The organism is Arthrobacter sp. GQ119 (genome assembly GCF_059759125.1).
In genome coordinates this window covers 44,244-70,817 of sequence record NZ_JCAXEA010000025.1, presented here as the reverse complement: position 1 = coordinate 70,817, position 26,574 = coordinate 44,244, and the positions used below count along the sequence as shown (strand labels likewise).

General features: G+C 64.8%; 24 protein-coding genes and 1 tRNA gene. 7 read left to right on the top strand and 18 right to left on the bottom strand.

Going from position 1 to position 26,574, the window contains the following annotated elements:
- Positions 1-588 precede the first annotated feature (588 nt).
- The gene (locus AC6CH3_RS19870) at positions 589-2,388 is read right to left on the bottom strand and encodes a tyrosinase family protein (protein WP_498134059.1); all 1,800 of its coding nucleotides are present in this window, start codon (positions 2,386-2,388) and stop codon (positions 589-591) included.
- A 585-nt stretch (positions 2,389-2,973) separates the two neighbouring features.
- Between AC6CH3_RS19870 and AC6CH3_RS19865 the strand changes: the two genes are divergently transcribed.
- Together AC6CH3_RS19865 and AC6CH3_RS19860 are read left to right on the top strand one after the other, a co-directional pair.
- Positions 2,974-3,156, top strand: coding sequence for a hypothetical protein (locus tag AC6CH3_RS19865; protein WP_498134058.1), 183 nt, complete (start codon positions 2,974-2,976; stop codon positions 3,154-3,156).
- Positions 3,157-3,600 (top strand): hypothetical protein, encoded by a 444-nt coding sequence (locus tag AC6CH3_RS19860; RefSeq protein ID WP_498134057.1) that lies wholly within the window; start codon positions 3,157-3,159, stop codon positions 3,598-3,600.
- Positions 3,601-3,750: 150 nt separating this feature from the next.
- Here the strand turns inward: AC6CH3_RS19860 and AC6CH3_RS19855 are convergent, their stop codons facing one another.
- On the bottom strand, positions 3,751-3,987 hold the full coding sequence (locus tag AC6CH3_RS19855; protein ID WP_498134056.1) for a hypothetical protein: 237 nt from the start codon (positions 3,985-3,987) through the stop codon (positions 3,751-3,753).
- An 816-nt stretch (positions 3,988-4,803) separates the two neighbouring features.
- Between AC6CH3_RS19855 and AC6CH3_RS19850 the strand changes: the two genes are divergently transcribed.
- Together AC6CH3_RS19850 and AC6CH3_RS19845 are read left to right on the top strand one after the other, a co-directional pair.
- Entirely contained in the window at positions 4,804-4,962 is a 159-nt protein-coding gene (locus tag AC6CH3_RS19850) for a hypothetical protein (RefSeq protein WP_498134055.1), read from the top strand.
- A 612-nt stretch (positions 4,963-5,574) separates the two neighbouring features.
- On the top strand, positions 5,575-5,862 hold the full coding sequence (locus AC6CH3_RS19845; protein WP_498134054.1) for a hypothetical protein: 288 nt from the start codon (positions 5,575-5,577) through the stop codon (positions 5,860-5,862).
- Between the two features lie 104 nt (positions 5,863-5,966).
- On the opposite strand, the gene AC6CH3_RS19840 is transcribed toward AC6CH3_RS19845, so the two are convergent.
- From AC6CH3_RS19840 to galU, 6 genes are all read right to left on the bottom strand, one after another.
- A complete protein-coding gene (locus AC6CH3_RS19840; protein WP_498134053.1) occupies positions 5,967-6,176 on the bottom strand; it encodes a hypothetical protein in 210 nt (69 codons plus the stop codon).
- A 241-nt stretch (positions 6,177-6,417) separates the two neighbouring features.
- Positions 6,418-6,490: transfer RNA gene (locus AC6CH3_RS19835), tRNA-Ala, on the bottom strand.
- Between the two features lie 46 nt (positions 6,491-6,536).
- The gene (locus tag AC6CH3_RS19830; protein ID WP_498134052.1) at positions 6,537-7,337 is read right to left on the bottom strand and encodes an SDR family oxidoreductase; all 801 of its coding nucleotides are present in this window, start codon (positions 7,335-7,337) and stop codon (positions 6,537-6,539) included.
- A gap of 32 nt (positions 7,338-7,369) precedes the next feature.
- Positions 7,370-8,341: a hypothetical protein gene (locus AC6CH3_RS19825; RefSeq protein ID WP_498134051.1), complete on the bottom strand. Its 972-nt coding sequence runs from the start codon at positions 8,339-8,341 to the stop codon at positions 7,370-7,372.
- Positions 8,342-8,453: 112 nt separating this feature from the next.
- Positions 8,454-9,074 (bottom strand): GNAT family N-acetyltransferase, encoded by a 621-nt coding sequence (locus AC6CH3_RS19820; RefSeq protein WP_498134050.1) that lies wholly within the window; start codon positions 9,072-9,074, stop codon positions 8,454-8,456.
- A gap of 6 nt (positions 9,075-9,080) precedes the next feature.
- A complete protein-coding gene (gene galU, locus AC6CH3_RS19815) occupies positions 9,081-9,986 on the bottom strand; it encodes a UTP--glucose-1-phosphate uridylyltransferase GalU (protein ID WP_498134049.1) in 906 nt (301 codons plus the stop codon).
- 89 nt (positions 9,987-10,075) lie between these two features.
- Here galU and AC6CH3_RS19810 point away from each other — a divergent pair, with 89 nt between their 5' ends.
- The 3 genes from AC6CH3_RS19810 (at position 10,076) to cpaB (ending at position 11,970) form a co-directional block, all read left to right on the top strand.
- The gene (locus AC6CH3_RS19810; RefSeq protein ID WP_498134048.1) at positions 10,076-10,687 is read left to right on the top strand and encodes a 5-formyltetrahydrofolate cyclo-ligase; all 612 of its coding nucleotides are present in this window, start codon (positions 10,076-10,078) and stop codon (positions 10,685-10,687) included.
- Between the two features lie 147 nt (positions 10,688-10,834).
- Positions 10,835-11,098 (top strand): FmdB family zinc ribbon protein, encoded by a 264-nt coding sequence (locus AC6CH3_RS19805; protein ID WP_498134047.1) that lies wholly within the window; start codon positions 10,835-10,837, stop codon positions 11,096-11,098.
- 131 nt (positions 11,099-11,229) lie between these two features.
- On the top strand, positions 11,230-11,970 hold the full coding sequence (cpaB, locus tag AC6CH3_RS19800; RefSeq protein ID WP_498134046.1) for a Flp pilus assembly protein CpaB: 741 nt from the start codon (positions 11,230-11,232) through the stop codon (positions 11,968-11,970).
- 34 nt (positions 11,971-12,004) lie between these two features.
- Here cpaB and AC6CH3_RS19795 read toward each other — a convergent pair whose 3' ends face one another.
- From AC6CH3_RS19795 to guaB, 10 genes are all read right to left on the bottom strand, one after another.
- Positions 12,005-12,220: a hypothetical protein gene (locus AC6CH3_RS19795; RefSeq protein WP_498134045.1), complete on the bottom strand. Its 216-nt coding sequence runs from the start codon at positions 12,218-12,220 to the stop codon at positions 12,005-12,007.
- Positions 12,217-16,242, bottom strand: a complete 4,026-nt coding sequence (locus AC6CH3_RS19790; RefSeq protein WP_498134044.1) for an AAA family ATPase — start codon at positions 16,240-16,242, stop codon at positions 12,217-12,219. The genes AC6CH3_RS19795 and AC6CH3_RS19790 overlap by 4 nt, the downstream gene beginning before the upstream one ends.
- A gap of 195 nt (positions 16,243-16,437) precedes the next feature.
- A complete protein-coding gene (gene guaA / locus AC6CH3_RS19785; RefSeq protein WP_498134043.1) occupies positions 16,438-18,027 on the bottom strand; it encodes a glutamine-hydrolyzing GMP synthase in 1,590 nt (529 codons plus the stop codon).
- Positions 18,028-18,105: 78 nt separating this feature from the next.
- Positions 18,106-18,609 (bottom strand): DUF3817 domain-containing protein, encoded by a 504-nt coding sequence (locus AC6CH3_RS19780; protein WP_498134042.1) that lies wholly within the window; start codon positions 18,607-18,609, stop codon positions 18,106-18,108.
- Positions 18,606-19,448: an SURF1 family protein gene (locus AC6CH3_RS19775; RefSeq protein WP_498134041.1), complete on the bottom strand. Its 843-nt coding sequence runs from the start codon at positions 19,446-19,448 to the stop codon at positions 18,606-18,608. The genes AC6CH3_RS19780 and AC6CH3_RS19775 overlap by 4 nt, the downstream gene beginning before the upstream one ends.
- A 60-nt stretch (positions 19,449-19,508) precedes the next feature.
- Complete coding sequence (locus AC6CH3_RS19770; protein ID WP_400578872.1) at positions 19,509-19,997, bottom strand: PTS sugar transporter subunit IIA; 489 nt, start codon at positions 19,995-19,997, stop codon at positions 19,509-19,511.
- Between the two features lie 49 nt (positions 19,998-20,046).
- A complete protein-coding gene (locus AC6CH3_RS19765; RefSeq protein WP_498134040.1) occupies positions 20,047-21,798 on the bottom strand; it encodes a glycerol-3-phosphate dehydrogenase/oxidase in 1,752 nt (583 codons plus the stop codon).
- A 91-nt stretch (positions 21,799-21,889) separates the two neighbouring features.
- Positions 21,890-23,026 (bottom strand): GuaB3 family IMP dehydrogenase-related protein, encoded by a 1,137-nt coding sequence (locus AC6CH3_RS19760; protein WP_498134039.1) that lies wholly within the window; start codon positions 23,024-23,026, stop codon positions 21,890-21,892.
- Positions 23,010-24,896 (bottom strand): ABC transporter ATP-binding protein, encoded by a 1,887-nt coding sequence (locus AC6CH3_RS19755; RefSeq protein ID WP_498134038.1) that lies wholly within the window; start codon positions 24,894-24,896, stop codon positions 23,010-23,012. The genes AC6CH3_RS19760 and AC6CH3_RS19755 overlap by 17 nt, the downstream gene beginning before the upstream one ends.
- 40 nt (positions 24,897-24,936) lie before the next feature.
- Positions 24,937-26,448: an IMP dehydrogenase gene (gene guaB, locus AC6CH3_RS19750; RefSeq protein ID WP_494034892.1), complete on the bottom strand. Its 1,512-nt coding sequence runs from the start codon at positions 26,446-26,448 to the stop codon at positions 24,937-24,939.
- Positions 26,449-26,574: the final 126 nt, after the last annotated feature.

Sequence of the window (26,574 nt, the reverse complement as noted above, 5' to 3'; positions counted from 1 at the left end):
TCTAGCCAGCGGGTAATGATGTGGTCGTGACCCCAGCGCATAGCCCGTAGACGTTGACGCTCCCACCGGTCTTGAGCGGAGCCGCAGCCTCAACACGTGGCCACCTCCCGTAATCCCAGGAATGCACTTCTTCCGGGTCGCCCTCAATCTTCGGAGTTAGATCGTCGTACTCGACTCCGGCCAGGGTGAAAGTGGCATGGGGCTAATATATCCGCGCGACCTACCCATGCCTGTCAACAGCTTGTCACGGCGCCTACGTCGATCTTCACCACAGACGAAACCTAGCTGGTGCCGCTGACAACCTACGGGGCGGCGCGCCGCCCCGTTAGCCGTGCTGAACAAGCCTTCATCGATCGATTGTCAAATAATAGTCCCATCCCAGATTCACCAAATGCACCCGAAACTCCAGACTCATCCTGCGGCCCGAAACCGGAGAAACGAAGTTTGTGTGGCCCCAAGATTGAACACCGAGGACCGGCCAAGCGCCTCCCATGAGCACTCTTACAGCCAGCTGCTGGATGCGCTCTGAAGTTGGCTTTGGATCCTTTGCGGTAATAGTGCCAGAAACAAATTCGCCGGCCTCCAGCCCTACAGTAAATCATCGCTGTCGTCGTCCCAATAGAAGGTAAGCCGGCTGCCACCGGGAATCCAACTGAGATCCCCCAGCCGGTAGACGATACGTCGTCCTGTCGCGAAAACGAACAGCGTAATGAGCTTATGAAAGACCAATTCGGTGCCGGCGTGAACCTGCCCCAGCGTGAGGACGGCGGAGCTACGCATCATATTGTCCTCAACCTCAAGCAAGGTGCCGTCGGGTAGGCGGAGGCCCTTCCACCAGAACACGCCCGGACCGGCTTCCAGGACGAACTCCACGTCGCTTTCTGCTACGGCCCCCTTGTCGACTGCAAGGTGAATGATGTCGCCCCGGGGAAGTTGTCGGCCCAGCCGCAGGGTGGGCCAGGCCATGCAGAGCGGACCGTCACCGACGTAGGTGTCGTAAAGAGGAGGCCTCAGGACCTCCGGACTCTGTGGAGTAACCTTATGCGGTTTAACTTTCCACGGAAGGATTGTTGCCTGGAACGAGGGAAATGACGTCACACCACTGAAAGGCGGCATGTCCATTGTCAGCTCGAGCCGCGCATCGGCCCCTACCGCTCGCCGGCGTTCGTTGTATTCTGCTTCGGTCTCAGTGGCCGGGTTTCGTTCCCGACCAGAAAAGTCCGGCCGTTCGACTCGGCCGTCGATGAGCTGACCGTACACGTAGTCCGGGTCGAGCCGAAACGACGTCTCTCGACGGTGGTCGACATGATCCGTTCGGAGCTGCCAGGTCGCCCAGAGCCTGTCAACGTTTGAATGCAGCAAGTACACGAAAGGATCTTCAAAGGATGATGCGGAGGGACGGAGGCCTTTGCCCAAGTAGCGGTGGGCTACGCCATGGGAGAAGTACAGAGCGCGCCAGAACCGCTCGAATTCAACCGCTCGCCTTCCGCTGACACCCACTATGTCGGCATCCGTGCTTATCCGGTACTGCCACGGCTGATTCTCCGGGGGACGGTCTCCTCTGGGGACATCATCCCAGAGTTCGGGGACGTCATCGTAGGTCGTTGCGACGGGCGCACGACCTGTGGACAGGACGGCCCTGGCAACCTCCCCGGGAGGCAATTCGGGCCGTTTTGGCCTCCAATTTCCCATCTCGTCGAAGCCGCGGTTCGGCGGAGCGGGCTTGTAGAACCCGGATTCAAAGAAGGGAGTGCCCAGCGCGCCGTTGCTGGCACCCATGAAGTCGGAGGTCATGAGATTTACCGCACCGCCCCGACCGTCAGGCGCGCGGCGCGGGTCCGTGGTCCAGTCCCAATAGTGCAACGCCAGGCCTGGATCAATCTCTTGAAGCTGGGCCTCAAACTCGTTGACCAAAAGCCGGTGAAAGGCCAGGAAGCTGGCCTGTTCATGCACATGGGAATTCTCATGAATTTGGTCCTGCTTGAACCAGATCGAGACCGGATCGTTTCCGACAGGATAGAAGCGAGTGTTCAGCTCCAGAATGGCGTCGCGGAGCCTGAAACGCTCGGCCCGGGTGACTGTCGCAATGTTTCTGCGGACCACCGTGGGCATTATGCGCCGTTCGGGCCCCTGGAGCGCCGCGCAGACCGGAAGGTCTTCCAGATTATTTTTACGGCTCTTGTCCGGGTCTGTTCTGAGGTAGGGTCCGAGCTGGCCGTGCACGACGTGAACCCGTGCCGGTGCAACCGCGCCATCTGCTGTCATGTAGATGTGTGTTCCGGCTTCGATGTCGGCCACAACATCCTCCAGCCGGCGGTACTGCCAGTCCTCCCCGGGATTACATAGCCCGCTGATGAAATTGTCACCGACCTTGCTGACACCGCGCACTCGTCGAACCGCCATAATGCCACTCCTGAAGACATCGCTGAGGGCCCAATGGTAGGAGTCGGCGCAACCTCAGGCAATAGGCCGACAAGGCTCACCTATAGTGCTCGCGAAACGGGGTGCATGCCTCATTTGAGAAACGCTCGCGAAATCATGGGCCACTACGGGCACGGCGGTGACGATGAGGGATGGACCTGTCCATGGCAACGCGTAGGGAAATCACCAAGAAGTACGCAGCCGATTATGCGAAGTCGTCGAAGAATGCCAAGGGATTGATTCTGGACGAGCTTGTAGCCATAACCGGGTGGTCCAGGGCCAACGCCCGCCGGGCACTGTGGCCTCCCCGATTTCGGCGACGTCCTTGCTGCTACCATTTCCTCTAGCCTCGAGAAAACGCTCGTACAGCACAGCGCTTACGGCCGTGAGTACCCCTTTTCTCAACGCCGGAAGCTCAGCACCGTTGAGTAGTGCAACCACATAGAGGGCGGTCTCCTTGAATGGAATTCGCGGACCATGGACAAAACTTCCTAGCAGGTCCAGCATTAGTCTCCACCAGCTGTAGCGAGCTAAGAATAGGAGACGAATCCAATGACGGACTCCTCTGAAAACCAACCAGACCCTAAAACCGAACCGCAAACCCTTGCCGAGGCCACTAAGCGAATTCGCGAAGGCGGGCTCTTTGAAGAGCTCAAAGAAGTTGAGCCGGATACGCAATCCGAGGAGAAGGCTGGCGCACTTGCTCCCCGTGTCCAAGGTGAGGAGGGCAGTTAGATGCCTTTCGTCCAAATACCCGCCGTCTACGCGGCAGACCCGGCGGACGTATGGACCCCCAAGGCGTCCTTTGTCTCAACGGATCCCTTCGCCATAGTCATACAGGTCCAGGTGTCGAGTGACCTAGCGCAGGCGGGGCTCTCGTATGATGCAGTTTTTCAGATGGTAAACCCGAGGCAGGACCCCTACAGGGGAAGCTGGTTTACATACACGGGCAACTCTGTGTTGGACATGGCAACCCGGGATCACCACTGGAACGGCATCCGCTTCCAATGGACGGACTTCGCTGTGTGGGTATCATGGGGGCAATACGCGGACGCGGTGAGTCAGATCCTCGGCGGGGAGAAGCTGAAAGGGCTCTTCATCGTTCGCGGGACCATCGATGTCGTGGGAAGTAGTCTGTTCGCCAACTCTGAGGGGTCCTGGTACAAGGTCGTCCCGTAACCCTTCACACGCAAAGTCCCCGGCGAGAAACCCTGGATCGGCATGGGCCAGGAGTCCGATCAGCTGCTGATGATTCGGGATCATGAGGAGAAGCGTAGCTGTATTCATCGGCCCCTTTGTTGGCCCGGCTGCAGACCGAGCCGCCAACGGCTAAGGTTCAACGGCTCGGGCCCGGTCCAGGCGATCCTGGTAGTAAGCGGCTCCAACCGCGCACGCAGCCGACCAAGACGCGGCCACCCAATCACCCATCCTCATGCCAAGGTCTGACGATCCAGAGGTGTGCGGGGCCGTCCACCCCAGCCAGAAGATGGCGCTGGCGATCAGCACGGTGCGGGTGGCGCGGAGGTCATCCTGGCTGCGGGTCTTGCGTTTGAGCCACCTGATCATGGCCAGACTGTAGCAGTCGGAACACGGGTTACTCTATGGCTATGGCCGCGGGGCAGGCAAAGACGCCAACAAGTACGAGTGGCAGTCCTGGCCGCAGGATTCGCTCGAGGGCATGCCGCCGAAACGAAGGCGGCTCGCTGTCTGGGCGTAGTTCTGGTTCATACTGCTGGGCTCTGTCGTGGGGTGGGTACGGACTGAAGGGGCTGGGAGTTGCTGAACCGTGGCGTTCACTTCTGGTCGCCGCAGTCATGACCGCGATCTTCGTACCTCTCATCCGGGCAGCAGTGTTCGAAGCCCGGCAGCTGCGCGCCGAAGGCGTAGAACTTCGATCCAAGTCACCCGCAAAGTACTGATCGTCACGGTCGCCATCGTATTCGGCGTCCTGATGCTGCTGTCCGCGTCGGCGGGTGGCTACTGTTCGTCGCCACCACGGGAGCGGTCGCTCTCACTGTTTGGCAGGGATTGGCGGGGGTTTTGCTGCTCGCCCTGGTCGGCGGACTCCTCGGCGGACGCTAGACCCTACGAAAAAAAGCCCCACCGCGGTCCCGTTTATCCGGGTTCCTGCAGTGGGGCTTTTTTGTTTAACACGAGGCGAATCTGTGGATTAAAAGGGCTGTCGCCCACAGGCTATCCACAGGTTTTGGAGGTTTATGCACAGCGTATCCACAGGGCGGGCCTGCCGGGGATGGGGAAATCAGCAGTGTTCCAGCTACGCTCGTTAACGTAAGCGGCAGGTGCCCCGAGTTTGGTCGCGGAGGGCACCTGCCAATGGACACGAATATCTAGGTGTGTCTACACACACTGTAGGCGGGCGCCTTGGGCGACCGCAAGCTGTGGGTGATGGGTGCACCGGAAAGTCAGAGCATGATTAAGAAGAAGAAGCGTGGTTGCCGGCATCATCATCACCGGTCCATCCTGCCATTTCTGGGGCCGTTCCTGTATATCGCAGCGAGCATCATCCATCTCCTGAAATAGACGTTGTCGTCGCTGGACCACCTTGCCAGAGCTTGATGGTCTAGGGGCGCAGCGGTATCGGCGAGGCGCCGCAGGCGCGTCCCCGGCAGTTGTGTAAGGATCATCGAATGAGCGAGCCACCAGGTGATCGAACAGAGCGAGCAGGCATCTCCAAGCTATTCGTTGAGCATTTAGCCCTTGCTGCGTCTGCCGCGCTAGTACTGCTGTCCGTTATCCGCGTCTATTACTTTGCGGGGTTCAGCCCTGACGTGGCGGCTCACTGTGCTCTCCGTAGTTAACCGAACGCAGGTCCTGCTATCTACCTCCTGAACGTCCTGGCGTTTTACCCCATTCCTGATCTTCATGCCGCCTTTTCGCCACTGGTTGTTTACCGGGCGCAAGACTGGCGCTTCTCTCTCAACGAGGATAAACGTGGGACTAGCGTTCATTCCTCTCGTGCCGCTTTTCGCTTCGTCCCTGTCGGCTGGCATGCTGGGTACGATTGCCTTTTGTGGGCTCTTTGTCCGGCTTGCTGAGCGCGGTTATGGCAGAAAATCGCATTCCTCGGACACTGCTGCCATGAAACATTTTGCCGTCCTTGATAAGGAGACGCTAGCGACCACCCTGACCCTAATGTCTATGGCAGCGGCGATCGTGATGCTCATCCTTCCGTGGCAGCCCCTGGAGAAGCTCACCCTCCAGTCAGTGGACAAGCCCGTGGTGGGTTACGTGATTGGGGAGGAGGCTGGCAAGACGCTGATTATTGACGACCTCCGCCGCCAGCCCCTTTGGATTAAGTCCGACGAAGTCAACGGCCGAGAACTGTGCGCTAAGAAAGAACACTGGCTGAACACGTCCCTGTTTACGCATTACACCAACCTGACCAACAGGCCCGCGCCCCAAGGCGTCGACTGCTCTTAGCCGAATCAGTGCGACTCGTAGTTGCCCTGCCATTCGCCCTCTGCTGGGCGCCTCACCTTATCGGCGGGCACCCAGCAGTTGAGGTAATTGATGTTGTCGTCCGACTAGGTGACGGAAACTTCCTCAGAAGACCAGTGGCCAGCGTAGCCGTGCACCTCCACCGTCCCGCCGTCAGGCAGCTGGAGCACGGCGATCACCTTGGGCTCCTGGCCGTACGTGAAGCGGTGCACCAGCCTGTCGCCGAACGCGGGGATCATCGACTCGTACGTGTAGTCGACGCCGTCCTGCCGCCGGCTGATCGTGTTGGTTTTCACGGGTCCATCGTATGGCTACCGGACAGCGCGCATGGAGACGAGAAGCACATCGACCTTCGTCTCTTAGTCGTTGGATTCCAGCCCCAGATGGCCTCAACGCTATCGATTCCCCAGTATCAAGTCTCACTACAATGAGCCCATGACTATCGCAGCCACGGCTCCCCCAGCGGCAATTTCTGGGCCAAAGTGTTACCAACGTGTTTATGCGGGGACCCGAAGATGCAGGTCCCCTGCAATTCTGTGGAGCTAAGGGGATTCGAACCCCTGACCTCTTCGATGCGAACGAAGCGCTCTACCAACTGAGCTATAACCCCGGGGACGCTGCCCTCTGGGAGGAACCGCAACGCCGGTTTCCCTAGGCTACAAATTTTCCGGCCGGTTTGCCAACCAGGCCCCGAATGTCACCGTGCCGTAGGGCTCTCCGGGGGCCAGGTTGCTGCCCGCGCACAGGAACTTTCCCATCGGGCCAGGCAGCGGCAACGTGACTATCAGTCCCTTTGAACCTGTCGCCTGCTTCCACATGCGCGCCATGGCCGCCATATCCGTGACGTCGGGGCCCCCGATTGTCCAGAGCCGGTGGCTCTGCCCTGACGGCGCCGCCAATGCCGCTTCAAGCAAAGCGGCAGCAACCTCGTCAGGTGCGATCGTTTGGAACCGTGCCCCGCGGATCGCCGGAAGCAGCCCTACGCGGGACCCCGCGGCGAAGATCCGGGCCAGGAGGCTGTGGAACTGTGTGGCACGCACTGCCACTGTCTCCAGCTCCGAGCGTGCGTATACCCGTTCCTTGTCCGCTTTCGACCGATAGTAGCCATAGGTGCTCAGATCGCAGTTCACGATGGACAGCAGGACCGCCTTCGGCACTCCGGCCTCCAGGGCTGCACCGAGCAGAATCGCGCCGCCGGCGGCAAACTGCCTGAGCGCCTTGCCGGTTTGCCCCTCCAGGCAGTCAATGACGACGTCGGCCCCCGCCAGCGCTTCCGGCAGGCCTTCGCCGGTGGTGGCGTCCCCCCGGAAGTAGGTGGCGCCGTCGTGCTGCCCGTGAGCACCCTCCCTCGGCGGGTTCCGGCTGAGAACCGCGACTGCGTGCCCTTGGCTCAGCGCCTGGCGCACAACTTCCCGGCCAATCTGGCCCGTACCTCCGGCAACGCAGATGCGGCTCACGCTTCGCAGCTACCCTCGGCCGTCAAAAGAGGCTATGCGCGGCGGCGCTGCAGGACGTCGTCGAGGTTGCTAAGGGCGCTTTGCGCCTTGCCCTGCGGGCGCCCGGCGTTCGGCGAAGCGACAGCTGGCGCGGCGGCAGTGCCCTGTTTGAGCGACGGCTTGCCGGCGGCTTTGGGGGCCTCCGGAAGGTCCAGCGGTTCGGGGGCAGGGCGTTCCGCCTTGGCGGCCTCGACATAGGTGGGCTTGGGGACCTGGACGGGCTCCCAGCTGGCGGACTCGTCTTTTGCCGGGGCGGCAGCATCCGGCGTCGTCGAGGCCAGGCCGCTCCTGTCACCCGCCGCGAGAGCCACCGCCAGGGCGGCCTCACGCAGTTCGACGGCGGTCAGCGGCTTGGGCTGGGGGGCTGCGGCTTCGGCGTCGAAAAGGGTGCTTTCCCGAAGTGTGGCCGTTTCGTCAGCGGCCTGTGGAACGGCAGGATGGGCGGCGGGGCGCGGACGATTCGCAGGCGCACCCATGGCCGCTGAGAAGGCAGCGTTTACCTTCCTGCGGCGGTCACGCACGGCGAGCCTGCGGAGAAGCACGACGGCGGCGGCACCCGCCAGAAATGACAGGGACGGAAGCCAGCCGGTTCCCAGCCCAAAGACCGCCAGCACTCCGGATATCAGGGCAGTGGCGAAGGACAGGAGTCCTGCCAGTGCGATGGCAACACGCCCATAGCGGATGCGGAAGGCGCCTCCGCCCTTGGCGGAGTTGCCGGCGGGCGTGGAGCGTGCTCCGGATGCGCTGCTCTTCCTGGTGTCCATGGGATTCTCCTGCTGGACGGTCATGTGAAGGACCGTTCCGGCTTGCGGGTTTGCAGATTCGTGGTCAACGCTCTCCATCATCAGATCACCGGCCGCCTGAAATTGGTGGCTGCCGCTTCGGAGCAGGTACGGCGCAACCCAAACAATCCAGAGCGCGACAGCGACCACAAGGATGACTGAGCTGCTGAGAGGGAAGTCCACACACAAAACCGTATGAGCAATCGGCGACCTGTTGTGGCATTCGTCTCGGTGTGTCGCTCCGCGCCTCTCAAATCATTGGACTTAAGGCCGATAAGTCCCCGCCGGGCCCCGCTCAGGCTGGCCTCGAACGCAGCCACCTGTTGAGAAGTCCTTCCGGAACTTCCTCAGACGTCAGGGCAAAAGTCCGATGGTCCGCCCACTCCCCGTTGATGTGCAGGAACCGTGGCCGGTAGCCCTCGTCACGGAATCCGAGCTTTTCCACGACCCGCAGGCTGGGTCGGTTTTCCGGGCGGATGTTGATTTCCATCCGGTGCAGCCCCAAGGTCCGGAAGCAATGGTCGGTGGCCATGGCGACGGCCGTCGGCGCGATGCCCTGGCCTGCCCGCGCCTCATCCACCCAGTAGCCCAGAGTGGCCATCATGGCAGAGCCCCAGATAATGGAGGACACCGTTAACTGGCCCACGATGACAGGATCCCGGAACCCCGGTGTCCATGCGGTAATGAGGAAAGGGAGGGCTGTGCCCTGGGCTGCCTGGGTGTTCAGCGACCGCACCATTTGCCGATAGTCGGGAAGGGCTCCGCCCGGGGCCGGGTTGGAAGCCTCCCACGGGGCCAGCCAGTCGCTGTTGCGCGAACGGAGCGCAGTCCATTCCTTGCGGTCCCGGTACCTGATGGGACGCAGGACGATGTCACCACACTCCAGTGTCACCGGCCAGATGTGGCTGACCCTCATGGGGAATTAGTGGGTCAGGCCGGCAGCGAACTTCGGCAGCCACTCGCGAAGGCCGGGTCCCAGGTCATCGCTGTCAACGGCCAGCTGGACGCACGCCTTGAGGTAGCTGAGCTTGTCCCCCGTGTCGTAGCGCCGGCCGCGGAAGACGACGCCGAACACACCGCCGCCTTCACCGTCCCTGCTGGCGAGTTCCTGCAGGGCATCCGTCAGCTGGATTTCGCCGCCGCGGCCCGGTTCCGTCCGTTCCAGCACATCGAAGACGGCGGGGTGGAGGACGTAGCGCCCGATGACGGCCAGGTTGGAGGGGGCATCGGCGACATCCGGCTTTTCCACGAGCTTGTTGATCCGGACGAAGCCTTCGCCCTCGATCTCCGAGATGTCGGCGCAGCCATAGGCGCTGATCTGGGAGGGTTCCACCTCGATGAGGGCCACAACGGAGCCGCCGGTCTTAGCCTGTACCTCGATCATGATGCTCAGGAGTTCGTCGCGGGCGTCGATCAGGTCGTCGCCAAGCAGCACGGCGAAAGGCTCGTGGCCGACGTGCTGGCGGGCGCGCAGCACTGCGTGGCCCAGGCCCTTGGGGTCGCCCTGGCGGACGTAATGGATGTCGCCCAGATTGCTGGCGGCCTGGATTGACTCGAGCTTGGCGGTGTCGCCCTTGGCTTCCAGCGTTGCTTCCAGCGCAGGAACCCGGTCGAAATGGTCCTCGAGGGCACGCTTGTTCCGCCCGGTGATCATCAGGACATCGCTCAGGCCCACCTGTACAGCTTCTTCGACTACGTACTGGATGGCCGGCTTGTCCACCACCGGGAGCATTTCCTTGGGCATGGCCTTGGTGGCAGGCAGGAACCTGGTGCCGAGTCCCGCTGCGGGGATGACGGCCTTGCGGACTGAAGGATTAGTGGAAGTCACTCGACTAATGTAACGGAGGGAACATTCATACAGTAAATGCTTCCGGCAGTCGCTTGGCCGGGATTCCGTGCAACAAAGGATGGCACACCATGTCGCAAACGACCCGGCAATCAAAGGATGAGATCCGTTCCCGGCACCGGAAAATCCGTCTGGGCCTGCAGCCTGAGGCCTTGTCGGCAGCCGCCTCAGGGATAGCCCGCCACGGCCTGTCCTGGGCCGCCACCATCGCGGACGGCAGGCCGGGGACGTTTACCGCCTATCTGGGCGTGGCCCACGAGCCGCCCACCCTCGCGCTGATAACGGCACTTCACGAAGCGGGCCACAAAGTCCTGCTGCCGGTATGCGAGCCGGACCGCGGGCTCAGCTGGGTGTTGTGGAATCCGGACAGCGAGTTTGTCCGCAGCCGGTACGCGCCCATCAAGGAACCGGCCGGAGAACGCCATGGCTTGGAGACCATCCGGGACGTGGCAGGGCTCTTCCTGCCGGCGACGGCCGTGGACATGAGCGGAAACAGGATCGGACAGGGCGGCGGGTATTACGACAAGTTCCTGGCGGACGCCGAGGCCGCGGGTCTGCAGGCGCCCAGGGCTGCGGTCATTTACGACTCCGAACTCCTGCCCGCGTCGAGCATTCCCGCTGAGGGGTTCGACCGTCCCGTCGACGCGGTACTGACGCCCTCCGGCCTGGTCCGGCTTTCCTGATGCAATCTGCGGGAAGATGCTAGAATTGGCACTCAGGCCCTGCGACTGCTAATGGAGCTGTTTCTGCACGGAGATCCCGCAAGGAATTCCGCGCAGTGGCACCCCCGCAGCACGGGACCTGTCGTTTGTCCAAGAGGAGGATCTTCAGTGCCCACGTATGCCTATGCCTGCAAGGATTGCAGCCATGCCTTTGACATCGTGCAGTCATTCACTGACAGCACTCTGACAGCCTGCCCCGAATGCGAGGGAACCCTGCGCAAGAAGTTCAACAGCGTAGGCGTGGTCTTCAAGGGCTCTGGCTTTTACCGGACGGACTCCCGGGACACGAAGGGCAGCACGGTGTCACCGTCCCCTGCCTCCTCACCGGCCCCGGCCGCCCCTGCAGCCGCACCGGCCGCTGCCGCCAGCTAGACGCTCCCGTCCCTTCCCACGGCTGACCGCCACGTCGCGGTTATCCACATACTGGCGTTTTGCCGGGCTGCTTTCCACATACGGCCGGCATACACTGCCGCCCGGGGGCCGGGGTTCCATAGCGTGGCAGCATGCCAGCTCTCGGACTGCCTCCCGTCAGAACCTCCCGCCCTGCTGCCCGCCCCCGCAGAGGCACTTCGGCGTCCGGACCTCCCGAACGCCGCAGGCCAGGCCGTCTGCGGGGCTGGCTGAACCGCAACCGTCGCCTTGCCGTAGCGCTGCTGCTGTGCGCGGCGGCCGGTATCACGGTCCATCAGCTGACCCCGGCCCCGGCGCACACATCCCCGGCCCTGGCCGCAGCACGGGACTTACCGGCCGGAGCCACTCTGGGGAGCAGCGACGTGGCAGCAGTCGATGTCCCGCCCCACATGCTCTCCGCCGGCACGCTCACCGACGCAGCACAACTCAGCGGAAAGCAGCTGGCCGCACCGCTCCGGAAAGGACAGCTGCTGTCCGAGACCCAGCTCGTGGGGCCCGGCCTGCTGACTGGGTCGCCGCCGGGATCAGCCGCCGTCCCGCTGCGCATGGCGGACCCCTCATCCATCCAGCTCGTCTCCCCCGGCATGCTCATCGACGTCGTCCTGACCAGCGGGCCGGGCTTCGACCAGCAGTCCCCGTCCAAGGTCCTGGCCAAGGCGGTTCCGGTGCTCTGGACCTCGGCGCGGGAGGGGCAGGGCGGCCAATGGCTTGCCGCCGGGGACTCCGACGGCCTCGTAGTGGTTGCTGCGACACCGGCGCAGGCAAGCGCTCTGGCGGGAGCTTCAACCCAGGGAAAACTCTTCTTCGTTCTCGTGGGCTCCAAGGGCCGATGACTCTGGGAGCCGGTGACGCTGCCGCCATGGGAGGCTAGCCCCAGTGCGGGGGCTTCTGCTCCTTGAGCCATGCATCGTGGTCATTGTCGGACTCCGGGTCACCCCAGGCCCGGGGATCGTCCTCGGAGGCCTTGTTGGGCACTGCACCGGCCGGCGTCACCGGAGCTGGGGTCTTGGCTGGTGGAGTGCTTTTTCCGCGAGCCGGGCCGCCGCCTGTGCTGGCGTCATGGTCTGCTGCATCCGAGCTCACTGCGCGTTTTCCTTCCTGTCCGGCAGGCCGGCGTCGTAATCGTCTTCGCCGACTGCGTCCCGGTCCTCGCCGTCTGCGTCCCGGCCCTCGCCGTCCTCGTCCTGGTCCCCATCCTGGTCCCGGCCATCCTCAACGCTGCGGTCTTCGAACAGGCCGTCGTCGAACTGGCCGTCCTCCTCAGGAGCTGGCCCGTAGGGATCGTCGTCCAGACCCGTGACATCCTCGTCGAAGAAGCCCGGTGAGGTCACAGCCCGGACGGGGCGGACCGGCTTCTCGAGTCCGAGGTAGCCGCCAATCCGGTCGGCGCAGGCCGAAGGATCCGTGAACACCTCAATCGTCCACAGCGGCATGTAGCGCCAGCCGAGACGTTCCAGAAGCTGCGGGCGGAGCCTGCTGCGTTCGCGGACGGTCATCTGGCGGTACTGCTCGGTACCGTCGGACTCAATGGCCACGGGCCGCGGAATCTCGGCTTCGTCCTGGCCCATCGTGCTCAACGGATCGGCCGCGGCCACGACGTCGATGACGCCGTCGTACTGGTGCCAGACCCGTGCACCGCGTGCCCTGAGCCGGTCTCCCAGGTCAGCCACGAGCGGATCCGCACCCAGCGCCTGCTCACTTGCCGCTGCCCTGGAAGCCGGCGTTCCGAGGTCCGTGTTGCCCGAGATCTCGCGGTCCAGCAGCTCGTAAAGGTCAACGGCGCCATGGGCCAGCCGGTTCCTGTCGAGGTCCTCCGGCTTGAAGCAGGTCAGAACGTGCAGGGACTGCCGGGCACGGGTCATGGCCAGGGCAAACTTGGCGCGGCCTCCCTCGGCGGAGAGCGGACCAAAGTTGTGCAGGGCCCGTCCATGGGGCGTCCGGCCGTAACCGGGAGAGAAAATGACGTGGTCCCGCACCAGCCCCTGGGCCCGTTCCAGATCCACCACGCGGAACGATTCCTCGCCGGCCGTGAAGAATCCGGAGAGCCCCGGATAGTTGGGAAGCTGCAGGCGGATTGCCTCGCCGATCCTCGCGGCATGCCGCAGGCTGGCAGTGACGACGGCCAGGGATGTGCGCGGGCGGAGGCGGGCGTGCTCGAACACCAATTCCACGACGCGGTTGACCTCGGCCACGACTGACTCCACGCCCTCGTGGTCGGCGCTGGGCAGCCCGGTGCCGTCCGGCAGGTACTCAACCAGCAGGGCCCGGTCCAGGCCCGTGGCGGACTGGCCTTCGGGCAGGCGGCGGAGACCGCCGTCGTAAAAGCCCTTGCTCAGCTGCAGCACCAGGTCTTCGTCCACCGCGCGGTAGACGGAGTGCAGCCGCCACGTCGGAAGGACCTCTGACAGGGCGCTGAAGGCACTCTCCACACTCTGGTGCGTCGGTTCACCGGCGGCGAGCCGCTCCACCGCCACCGTGAACGTGCGGGGGCTGGCGATCTTGTCGTCACCGAAGGCGACAACCTGTTTGGCGCGGGCCACGGCAGGCAGGACAGCCTGGAGCGAGGTCGCCTCGGCGTCCAGGATCACCACAGCGTCGAACTTCTGCTCGGCCGGGAGGAGCCCGGTCATGAGGTAGGGGCTGACCGACCAGACCGGCACCAGCATGGGAACCAGCGCGGGAGCCTGGGCTGTCAGCGCCGCAAGGGTGACCCGCCCGTCCTTGAGGAGGCTCCGGAGAAGGTCCGCCTGGCGCGGGTTCTCCGCGATCCCCGCACGCCAGCGCTCGGCCAGCTGCCACCGCAGGCGTCCGGCGCCGCTGGCGATGTGTGCGTTGTCGGCGAGCCGGTACTCGGCTTCGAGCTGGCGCAGGGCTTCGCCGTCGGACATCGCGAGGTAGTCGTCGCCGCTGATCATTGCTTCGAGCGCTGACTGCCACCAGGCAAGGTCGAGCTCCGCGGCGACGGATTCGGCCGGAACCTCCCGTTCGGACAGGTCGGCGAGCAGCTCGCCGAGTCCGTGCTCGCGCATGTTCTCGATGAGGAGTGTGCGCTCCGGCAGTGTCTTGAGGGTCTGGGAGTCGGCCACGAGCCGCTCGAGCCGCTCCATCAGTTCCGGATAGGCGGTTTTTTCGAGCGCCCCGCCGGCCGCCGTGTGCCGCAGCGCGTCCCCGAGCAGCTTCAGTTCCCGGGTGAGGCCGCGGTACATGATGCTGAGCTCGGCAAGGCCCGAGGGCACCGCCGGATGCCGTTGCGTCGTGGCGTAGTCGGACCACAGCGCGCGCTGCTCCTGGACCAGCACCAGCGAGCTGTGAAGGTCGGAGATGTGCACGCCCGGGCGGACGTACTCCTTGGCCACCCGCCGCAGGCGCGACCGCTGCATGGAGGGCATGTCAATGCCGCGTTCCCGGCGCCAGGCCGAGGAGGCGGTGGCGGAGATGAGGTCATGGACAGGCCGGTCGAAGATGTCCGGGGTGAACTTGTCCAGGCTTTCGCGGACGGCCACGAGCAACCTGAGCTGGGCGCCCCACTCGGCGAAGTTCGTGCCAAGCCGGATCTCGGCGTGGTCCGCCACTTCCTTCATGCGGCCGTGCAGCACAGGCAGCTTTTTCTCCACCGCGCGCGCCAGGTCCTGGGCTTCTTCGGTCTCCTTGCGCGTCACGAGACGGGCGCCGTGCCACGGGCTCGACGTCGAGGACTTGCTGAAGCTGCCGAGTTCCGCAGCCCGCTTCAGCCTGCCGGCGAGTTCCTCGCGGTCCCGGATGCTGTCCAGCACGCTGCGCTTCAGGCGCACGGTAGTGGCCGGGGCGGGCTGGATTGAGGTCAGCTCAGCGAGGGACTGCATCGCTTGGTAGGGCGAGCAGCCCCACCGTTCACGGACGTTGTGCAGCGACGCCACGTGGTCCATCAGGGCGTGGCGGTGCTCCGTGAGGGTCCTGTGCAGGTTGCCCAGGTGCGGCTCGGCTGACTTCTCGTTCCGCATGATGGCCCGGACCAGCTGCCCCTTGAGCTGCTGCGGTGTTGCGCTGCCCGAGAGCTGGAACAGAACGGACTCCAGGCCCAGGCCTTCGAACTTCGCGGCGACTTCGTTGAGGCTGGCACGCCGGTCCCCCACCACAAGGACCGTTTTGCCTTCGTCCACCAGCGCGCCGATGGTGCTGATGGCGGTCTGGGCCTGGCCGGTGCCCGGCGGGCTGCTGACCAGCAGCGAGTCCCCTGCCCGCACGGCGTCGATCACGTACTGCTGGTCGGCGTCGGCGTCGAGCAGCAGCAGTTCGTCGGCGGGATCCCGCTCGTCCACGCTCGGGAAGCGCCCCGGCCGCAGCGCAGGCACCTCCTGCACCTCGCCGGCAGCGGCCCGGGCCAAGGAGGCCACGAGGGCATTCTGCTGGTTGATCCAGGGATCGTCGAGGTTGCCCGCAAGGTCCGCGAACGTGGACACGAGCAGGTTGTGCTCCACCTCCGCGCCGTGGATGGGCTTGACGAGCGTGCTGAGTCTGTCCAGTACCGGCTGGGGGTCGAAGCGTGCTGTGCTGTACGCCATCCTGGTGACCGCGTTGACGTCGAAAACGATGCCGTGGATGGTCTTCAGGTGACGGATGAGCGCCGGGTTGATGCGGGCCTGCTCGGTGAGCTGCAGTTCGTAGTCATCCTCCCCGGGCCTGATGGTCAGTGAGATGGCGGTCAGCATGACCGGCGCCGAGACGCGCTGCGGCTTGCCCCCGACGGCCGATGTCCACACCACCGTGCCGGCGGACAGGTATCCGGCTTCGATGCCGCGGTCGTTGGCCAGCTCGAAAATCTTGGAGCGAAGGTTCCGGGACGCGCGGGCGGCAACGACGTACTGCTGCTGGTCGCGGATCAGCGTGGACAGCCTGGTGCGGCGTCCGGCCATGAGCTGGGCAAGGCCAGAGGGGTGGGCGTGCGTCAGGTCGATGGAACCCTCGGGGGTTTTGGTGAAGCGCAGCATCGTGTCCGCCCCGGTGACGGGCTTGAGCCCGGAGAGCCACTTTTTGAGCTCTTCCGAACCTTCCGGGTCGGCCTGACCAACTGACACTACTGCCTTCTTTTCTGCGCTTGCACGTGACGCCATGGACCATACGGGCATAGTTTCGAGCGTAGCCGGAAACCGCCGCCCGTGAGAGACCGCAACACTGGAACTGGCTAAGTTGCGGCGCATTTCACCCAGTGCTGCCCGTGGGCGGCAAGCGCGGGGTCAACAGCGGCCACAGGGCACGGTCCCACGGTGTGGTCTCAAAAGCGGAGCGGCCGGCCTCCTTCCGGAGACCGGCCGCTCAAACTGCTATTCCCACTCGATGGTTCCCGGCGGCTTGCTGGTGACGTCCAGCACCACGCGGTTGACGCCGTCCACCTCGTTCGTGATCCGGTTGGAGATCCGGGCCAGCAGGTCGAACGGAAGGCGGGACCAGTCGGCCGTCATGGCGTCCTCGGAGGACACCGGGCGCAGCACGATCGGGTGGCCGTAGGTCCGTCCGTCACCCTGGACACCCACGCTGCGGACATCCGCGAGCAGCACGACGGGCATCTGCCAGACGTCGTTGTCGAGGCCGGCGGCCGTCAGCTCGGCGCGGGCGATGGCGTCCGCCTTGCGCAGCAGGTCCAGGCGTTCCTTGGTGACCTCACCGACGATCCGGATCCCGAGACCGGGTCCGGGGAACGGCTGGCGGCCAACGATTTCCTGCGGCAGTCCGAGCTGGGCGCCGACGGCGCGCACCTCGTCCTTGAACAGGGCACGCAGCGGTTCGACCAGCTCAAACTGCAGGTCCTCCGGCAGCCCGCCCACGTTGTGGTGGCTCTTGATGTTCGCAGCGCCCTCGCCGCCGCCGGATTCGACGACGTCCGGGTACAGGGTGCCCTGCACCAGGAACTTGATCTTCTCGCCGTGGGCCGCGGCCTCGGCGATGATGGCCAGCTCGGCTTCTTCGAAGGCGCGGATGAATTCGCGGCCGATGATCTTGCGCTTGGTCTCAGGATCGCTGACTCCGGCAAGGGCAGCCTGGAAGCGCTCCTGCTCGTTGGCCACGTATAGCTTGACGCCGGTGGCGGCGACGAAGTCGCGTTCGACCTGTTCGGCCTCGCCCTCACGCAGCAGGCCGTGGTCCACGAAGACACAGGTCAGCTGGTCCCCGACGGCGCGCTGCACCAGCGCGGCGGCGACGGCGGAGTCCACGCCGCCGGAGAGTCCGCAGATGACCCGGGCGTCGCCGATCTGCTTGCGGATCCGTTCGACCTGCTCTTCAAGGATGTTGCCGGTGGTCCAGTTCGGTTCCAGCTTGGCACCATTGAACAGGAAGTTCTCCAGAACCTGCTGGCCGTAGGCCGAGTGCTTGACCTCCGGGTGCCACTGCACGCCGTACAGGCACTTCTCTTCATTGGCGAACGCCGCAACTTCAGCGCCCGCCGTCGTCGCGAGTACTTCAAAGCCCTCCGGGGCTTCGTGCACGGAATCGCCGTGGCTCATCCACGTGTTCTGGTGCTGGGGCATCCCTTCCAGCACGGACCGGCCTTCGCCAAGGATGGTGGTCTGCGTGGACCCGTATTCCCGCAGGCCGGTTTTGTCCACCTTGCCACCCAGGGCATTGGCCATCGCCTGGAAGCCGTAGCAGATGCCGAAGACCGGGACGCCCGCCTCGAAGAGGTCGGCGCCGACGCTCGGAGCGCCGTCGGCGTAGACACTGGAGGGTCCGCCCGAGAGGATGATGGCGGCGGGGTTCTTGGCCAGGAGCTGCTCGGTGGTGTAGGTATGCGGAACCACTTCCGAATACACATTCGCTTCCCGGACGCGGCGGGCAATCAGCTGCGCGTACTGGGCACCGTAGTCAACAACCAGCACCGGCTTCTGGGAAGTCTGGGATGCAGTGGGAGTAGTCACCGTTCTAGACTACTTTGCGCCATTGCCCCGACGCACCTTGAGAGGCCCCGCTGTGACGCACGAAACGTCACCGCCGGCCTAGTAGCGGCTGGCCGACTCCGGGTTGGCTGCGAGCTCGGCTTCCACCTCGGCGTGGAATTTCTTCTCCACGATGAAGGACAGGAACGGCACCACGCCGCCGAGCGCCAGCAGGATCATCTTAACGAAGGGCCAGCGCATGAGGGTCCACAGCCGGAAGTTCGACATGAGGTACACCACGTACATCCAGCCGTGGACAATCAGCACGGTCACGGACAGGTTCACGCCGCCGAGGACGCCCTTGGGTTCGGCGTCGGCAAATCCGAAACCGAACGGCTGGCCGGTCACGGCGTTGGTTCCGCCGGCGAACAGGTACTGGCCGAAGCCGTAGCGTGCCACCAGCTCCGCGCAGAGCAGCAGCAGCATGGCACCGGTGAGGTAGGCCATGACCTTGTAGAACTTCAGGGCGGAGCGGATCTGCGCCTGCGTGCCGCCGAAGCGGCGCTTCTTCGCTCCCGATCCCGTTGAGTTCGGCGGCTGCACGGCAGGCTTGGGTTCAATCATGGCTGTACCTTTTGTTGGGTCTCGTTTGGTTGAGTGGGTTCCGGTCCGGCATGGCCGTGGTCCTCGTGCTCCTCGAGGCTGCGCTGGTAGTCGTCCTTGACCAGCCGCCACCAGATGAAGAGGGCGAAACCGGCGAAGACGATCCATTCCACGGAGTAGAAAAGATTGAGCCAGTTGACCTTTGCCGGCGGAGGCTGGGCCTCGATGTTGAGCGGTTCGAGGCCCCCTGCGGCGGCGGCAGCACCGACGTCGGACGTTCCGGAAATCTCCGCCGTGGCGGAAACGAAGGCAGGGTAGCTGCTGACGTTCCAGACGTTAATGAGCTCGGCCACGGAAACGGCGGACGCCTGTCCCGGCGCGGGGGCCTTGCCGGGAACAGGTGCCTCGGACGGCAGGAGCCGTCCGGTCAGGCGGATGGTGCCCGACGGCGGGTCTTCGGCCTCGGCGGGGTCAGCCACCCAACCGCGGGCCACCGGTATCCAGGTTTTCGGGGACACTGCCGCGCCCTTGAGCGCGGGGGCGCCGTCGACGGCGAAGGCCGACACGATCCAGTAGCCGGTCCTCCCGCTATGGAGCCGGCCCGGAATGATCACCTGTTTGGCGGCGTCATAGCTGCCCGTGGCCGTGACCATCTGGTCGGCGACGGAGCCGCGGAAGAATTCCCCGGGCTGCAGCAGCCCCGTGAGGTCCTTGACTTCCTCGGTGGTCGGGCTGACGGGCACCTCGGGCTGCGTGGATCTGCCGAACTGCCACTGGCTGAGCAGCACGAACACACCGGAGACGACGATCGCAAAGACCAGGCCTGCGATCCACCGGGGCTGGAGGGCTGTTTTCCACACCCCTTAACCGTACTTCGTCTCTGTGTAGAACAACGAAACGGCTGGTTGAGGCAGCTGCGTTCAGTGGTCGAAGAACACCAGGCTCGAGTTAATCAGCTCCGCGATCACTTCTGCGTCGTAGGCCCTGCGCAGCGAGTCCCGGAAGGATTCCTTGGAGAGGGACCTCGCGAGGGTGGCCAGCACTTCCAGATGGTCAGAGAACGAGCTCGCGGGCGTGGCAATGAGCAGCACCACGTCGGCCGGACCGTCTGCGGCGCCGAAATCGAGGGCCCTTCCGTACTTGGCAATGCCAATGGCGATGGAGGTCCGCGAGACAAACTCACTGCGGGCGTGGGGCAGTCCCACTCCCCCGGGAAGCCCCGTGGCCAGCTGGTGCTCGCGGGCGTTGACGTGCTCCAGGAAGCCTGCAAGGTCCGAGATCCGGCCGGCGTCGTAGAGTCTGCGGGCAAGCTGCTGTGACGCATCCAGCTTGTCCGTCGCGTCCATCTCCAGAATCACCATGTCCGGTGTGGTGAGCTCCGCATCGTAACGGTCCAGTGCTTCCGCCAAGTGGTGTCCCTTCGGTGAGGCGTGGCCCCTTGCGCGGCGGATGGCGAAATCAGCGCAGCGGCACGATGTCCTCTACACCCAGGCGGGCAGCGTCCGCCGACTCGTCGTCCGGCTGCTGCTGGCTGAGTCTTTCGGCTTCCACCCGCGCAAGGTAATGCTTGATTTCGCTTTCCCGCTGCGCATCGCTCCAGCCAAGAATTTCTCCCATAAGTTTAGCGACTACCGGCGCAGCAGAAACACCACGGTCCCAGGACTCGATGGAAATGCGGGTTCTCCGGGTCAGCACGTCCTGCACATGCCTGGCACCTTCATGGCTGGCCGCGTAGACCGCCTCGGCCTGCAGGTAGTCGTCTGCTCCGGGCAGCGGCTCCGCCAGGTCCGGGTTGTCGTGAATGAGTGCCAGCACCTCCGGCGTCATGGCCCCGTACCGGTTGAGCAGGTGCTCCACGCGTGCCACATGGACGCCGGTTTCCTCGGCGGTCCTGTTGCGGCGGTTCCACGCCGCCTTGAAGCCGCTGGCGCCCAGGAGAGGGATGGTCTCCGTGCAGCTCGGCGGCACGCGTTCGTCCATGCTCCGCGTGGCCTCATCCACGGCGTCCTTGGCCATGACCCGGTAGGTGGTCCACTTGCCGCCGGCCACCACCACAAGACCCGGCAAGGGATGGGCCACCACATGCTCGCGGGACAGTTTGGCCGTGGAATCGTTCTCCCCCGCCAACAGCGGCCGCAGGCCCGCGTAGACGCCCTCCACGTCCTCGCGTGTCAGCGGTCGCTTGAGGACGGTATTCACGTGCTCGAGCACGTAGTCGATGTCCTTGCTGGACGCCGCAGGATGTGCCTTGTCCAGGCGCCAGTCGGTGTCCGTGGTGCCGATGATCCAGTGCCTTCCCCAGGGGATGACGAACAGCACGGACTTCTCCGTGCGCAGGATGAGGCCGACGGTGGATTGGAACCGGTCCCGCGGAACCACCAGGTGGATGCCTTTGGAGGCGCGGACCTGGAGCTGGCCGCGCTCGGTGATCATGGCCTGGGTTTCATCCGTCCAGACGCCGGTGGCGTTGATGACCTGCTTGGCCCGGATTTTGAAGCTGGAGCCGTCCTCATGGTTGACCACCTTGGCGCCCACCACGCGTTCGCCTTCGCGGAGGAAGTCGACGACGGCCATCTGGTTCACGGCATGGGCACCGTAATGAGCCGCCGTGCGGACGAGGTTGGCCACGTATCGGGCGTCGTCCACCTGCCCGTCGTAATACCGGATGGAGCCCACGAAGGCGTCGTCCTTGAGACTCGGCGCCGCGCGCAGGGTGCCGCGCCGCGTCAGGTGCTTGTGGAACGGGACACCGCGCTTGTGGCCTCCGGAGATGGACATGATGTCGTAGAGGGCGATGCCCGCCCCGACATAGGGCCGCTCCAGGAACGGCCTGGTCAGCGGATAGAGGAACGGCACCGGGCGGGCGAGGTGCGGCGCCAGCTCCGACAGGAGCAGCCCGCGTTCCTGCAGCGCCTCCTTGACGAGCCCAAAGTCCAGCATCTCCAGATACCGGAGCCCGCCGTGAATGAGCTTGGAGGAGCGGGAGGAGGTGCCCGCCGCCCAGTCGCTGGCTTCCACGATGCCGACGCTGAGGCCCCGTGTGATCGCGTCGAGCGCCGCGCCGCAACCGACGATTCCGCCGCCGACGATGAGAATGTCGAGTTCCTTGCCAGGCTGCGTCGTGGCCTTGAGTGCCGCGACGGAGGCTTCCCTGGCCTCCGGCCCCAGGGCTCCCCTGGGCGCGGTCGAACCGCCGGCGAAACTGGTCATGATGCGCCTCCTACCTCATCGAACGTCGTAGTTCACCAGACTACTTGTTACCCCTGCCGATGGGCAGGGCGCGGCTGAGGGGTATGAGGGGTCACAACCCCGCGTAGGGCGCCACGACGACGTCGACCCGCTGGAACTCCTTGAGGTCCGAGTAGCCGGTGGTCGCCATGGAGCGCCGCAGCGCCCCGATCAGGTTCGACGTGCCGTTGGTGTGGTGGCCGGGCCCGAAGAGTACCTCTTCGAGGGGACCGACCGTACCGACGTTGACGCGGTCGCCGCGCGGCGATTCGAGGTGGTGGGCCTCCTGGCCCCAGTGCCAGCCCCTGCCTGGCGCTTCGTCGGCCCGGGCCAGTGCGGTGCCGAGCATGACGGCGTCGGCGCCCATGGCGATCGCCTTGACGATGGCGCCGGAACTGCCCATTCCGCCGTCGGCAATCACGTGGACGTACCGTCCGCCTGATTCATCCATGTAGTCCCGGCGCGCGGCGGTGACGTCGGAAATGGCGGAAGCCATGGGCGAGTGGATCCCCAAGGCCCGACGGGTGGTACTGGTGGCGCCGCCGCCAAAACCGACGAGGACACCGGCAGCACCGGTGCGCATGAGGTGCAAAGCGGGCGTGTAGCCTGCCGCGCCGCCCACGATGACGGGCACGTCGAGTTCGTAGATGAACTGCTTGAGGTTCAGCGGTTCGTGGTCTTTGGACACGTGCTCGGCGGAGACCGTGGTTCCGCGGATGACAAAGATGTCGACGCCGGCGGCCACCACGGTTTTGTAGTGTTCCTGAGTGCGCTGGGGCGTCAACGATCCCGCGACCGTAACGCCGGCGGCCCGGATTTCTGCCAGCCGGGACGTGATCAGGTCAGGCTGGATGGGTGCCCGGTACAGCTCCTGCATCTTTCGGGTGACGGCGGGGCTGTTCCTTTCGTCGTCGAGCTCCGCGATCTGGTCCAGCACCGATTGCGGGTCCTCGTACCGGGTCCAGAGCCCTTCGAGGTCCAGGACTCCCAGGCCGCCGAGACGGCCGAGGGCGATGGCCGTAGCGGGTGACATGGCGGAGTCCATCGGAGCGGCGATGACCGGCATGTCGAACTGGTAGGCATCAATCTGCCACGAGACGGAAACGTCCTTGGGATCACGCGTACGACGGTTGGGGATGATCGCGATGTCATCCAGGGAGTAGGCACGACGCCCACGCTTGCCACGGCCAATCTCAATCTCGTAAGTCACGTGACCACTTTACTTGACCGGTGCCGGCTCCCTGGCTCAGCTGCGATTCGAACATCCTGAAGTAGCGTCCGTGGAGCGCCACGAGTTCCTTGTGCGTGCCCTGCTCCACGATCCGGCCGTCCTCCAGCATGTAGACGATGTCCGCTTTCTCGATGGTGGCAAGGCGATGGCTGATGGCGATGATGGTGCTGCTCCGGTCCGCGAAGAGCCGGGTGAAAATGCGGTGCTCGGCCAGGGCATCGATCGCGGAGGTCGGCTCGTCCATCACCATGAAGGAGGCGTTCCGGTAGAAGTTGCGGGCCATCGCCAGCCGTTGCCACTGCCCGCCGGAGAGCCCGCTCCCCTTCCGTCCCCGCGGGTCCTCCATCCAGTTGCTGACGTGATTGTCCAGGCCGTTGGGAAGCTTGTTGATGAAGTCGAGTGCTTCGGCGTCCGCCGCGGCCTGGCGGATCCGCGCGTCGTCGCGGAGTGAGTCGACATCGCCGAAGAAGATGTTCTCCGCTGCGGTGGCAAACTCATACTTCAGGAACTCCTGGCTGAGGACCGCCAGATGGCGGTGCCAGGAGGTGACGTCGACGGCGGCGAGGTCAACGCCGTCGAGCAGCACCTGTCCCGAATCGGGCCGGTAGAGCCCCGCCAGGATCCTGATCAGGGTGGACTTGCCGGCACCGTTTTCCCCCACGATCGCGATGTGCTGCCCCTCCCTGATCGTCAGGGAGATGCCCTTGATGACCTCCAGCTCGCTGCCGGTGTAGGTGAACCGGATATCGCGCAGTTCAACTTTTTCCGGCGCGTTGAGCAGCGGCGGCGAATGGTCGGAGTGCACCGGCAGCGCCATGAACAGCTCATAGTCCTTGAGGTTGGCGAGGTCCTCGTCGATGGAGCTGAGGGAGGAGACCAGGCTGTTCGCGGTGGACAGCGCACGGCTGACGATCTGCTGCACGTACAGAAACTGCCCCACCGGCTGGGCCCGCGCGATGATCTGGCCCACCACCCAGATCAGGGACACCACTTCCGCGCCGTACTGCAGGGCGTCAGCCGCCAGCTGTTTCGGGATGTAGCGCTTCTGGAAATCAAGCCGGCGCCGCTCGTCCGCGTCGCGCAGCCGGGAGCGAAGGTCCATGAGGTAGCCCACTATCCCGTACAGCCGCATTTCGGCAATGTGCTGCGGGCGCAGCAGGTTGGTCTCGATCATCCTGCGCTGGCGGCGGGAATCCACCTGGGTGTTCCAGTGGGCAATCTGCTCGCGGGACAGTTTGAACTGCAGGTAGACACTGGGCACGATGGCGACCAGGACGATCACGGCGATCCACCAGCTGACCAGCAGGAGGGCGCCCACCGCCAGGATCACGGAAACCAGCTGCGTGAAGATCGCGGCGATCCGGTCCAGGACCCTGGCATACGAATCAGAGAACCTCTTGGCGCGGTCGTAGAGGTCCACGGTTTCTTTGTCGTCGTAGCGCCAGAATTCCAGGGCAAGGAAGCGCTCATACATGAGGTCGCCCACGATCGCGCCCACCTTGAAGCTCATGAGCTGCTGGATGTAGCGGTCCACGCTGCTGAAGCCGCCCCAGAACAGTCCCAGGGCAGCGGTGATGATGACATAGACGATCGCTTGCTGGCCGGCGGACGGGTCGCCGGAATACGCCGCGGCCAGTGCCGTGGTGGTCAGGGCCGCGAAGTATGTTGTGACGAGGGGCAGTGTCGCGGAAATCAGTGAGCCGGCGACCTTCATGACGACAGCCGCCGGCGACGCCCGGAAGCTGACCCGCAGCACCTGAGCCACGGCGCGGGCGTAGGGCCTTACCGCAAGCTTGCGCCGGGCGTCCCGTTTGGGGTTGAGTTCGGCGGGATGGCGTGGTGCGGACATGGCTTCAGCCTAGTCCGCACCACCGCTGGGAACCCGGGGATTAGCGTGAGCCGTAGTTCGGCGCCTCGACGGTCATCTGGATGTCGTGCGGGTGGGATTCCTTCAGACCGGCCGGCGTGATCCGGACGAACTTGCCGCGCGCCTTGAGTTCGGCGATGGACGGGGAGCCCACGTAGAACATGGTCTGGCGGAGGCCGCCCACGAGCTGGTAGGCGACAGAGGCCAGCGGCCCGCGGTAGGCCACGCGGCCTTCGATGCCTTCGGGGATGAGCTTGTCGTCACCGGAGACGTCAGCCTGGAAGTAGCGGTCCTTCGAGTACGACGTGTTCTTGCCGCGGGACTGCATGGCGCCCAGCGAGCCCATGCCGCGGTAGCTCTTGAACTGTTTGCCGTTGACGAAGATCAGCTCGCCCGGGGACTCGTCGCAGCCGGCCAGCAGGGAACCGAGCATCACGGTGTCGGCGCCGGCGACCAGCGCCTTGCCGATGTCGCCCGAGTACTGGAGGCCGCCGTCGGCGATCAGCGGAACGCCGGCCGGAATGGCAGCCTTGGCTGACTCGTAGATGGCGGTGATCTGGGGAACGCCCACACCGGCCACTACACGCGTGGTGCAGATGGAGCCCGGGCCGACGCCCACCTTGATGCCGTCGGCTCCGGCGTCGATGAGCGCCTGGGCGCCTTCGCGCGTGGCTGCCTGGCCGCCGATGATGTCCACGTGTGCCGCGACGGGGTCCGACTTGAGCCGGCGGATCATGTCCAGCACGCCCTGGGAGTGGCCGTTGGCGGTGTCCACGAAGAGGGCGTCCACGCCGGCGTCGACGAGCTTCATGGCCCGCTCCCAGCCGTCGCCGAAGAAGCCGATGGCGGCACCGACGCGCAGCCGGCCCTCGTCATCCTTCGTGGCCAGCGGGTACTGCTCGGCCTTGGTGAAGTCCTTGGTGGTGATGAGGCCCTTGAGGCGGCCCTGCTCATCAACGAGCGGCAGCTTCTCGATCTTGTTGGTGGCCAGCTTGTGCGACGCTTCATCGCGGCTGATCCCCACGTGGCCGGTGACCAGCGGCATCTTCGTCATGACGTCGCTGACGAGGCGGATCGGGTAGTCCGATTCCGGCACGAAGCGGGTGTCCCGGTTGGTGACGATGCCGAGCAGCCGGTTGCCCTCGTCGACCACCGGCAGGCCGGAAACGCGGTACTGGGAACAGAGATCGTCGAGTTCCTGCAGCGTGGCCTCGGGGCGGATGGTCAGCGGGTTGGTGATCATGCCCGACTCGCTGCGCTTGACGCGGTCCACCTGGTCGGCCTGGTCGTCGATGGACAGGTTGCGGTGCACCACGCCCAGGCCTCCCTGGCGTGCCATGGCGATGGCCATGCGGGACTCGGTGACGGTGTCCATCGCGGCGGACAGCAGCGGGGTCTGCACCGTGATCCGCTTGGAGATCCGGGAGGACGTGTCGGCATCCGACGGGATGACGTCGGTGTGGCCGGGAAGCAGCAGGACGTCGTCGTAGGTCAGGCCAATGAAGCCGAAGGGGTCATGCTCGGGCTGGGTCATGAGTGCGCCTCTTACCTTGGGTATGGGTTCAGGGGTTGCAGCTGATGACCAGCCCGTCATTACGGGACTGGCCTGTGCAGAAGTGTTGAATAAATTCTAGAACCTCCGCGCCGATCCCCATATTCC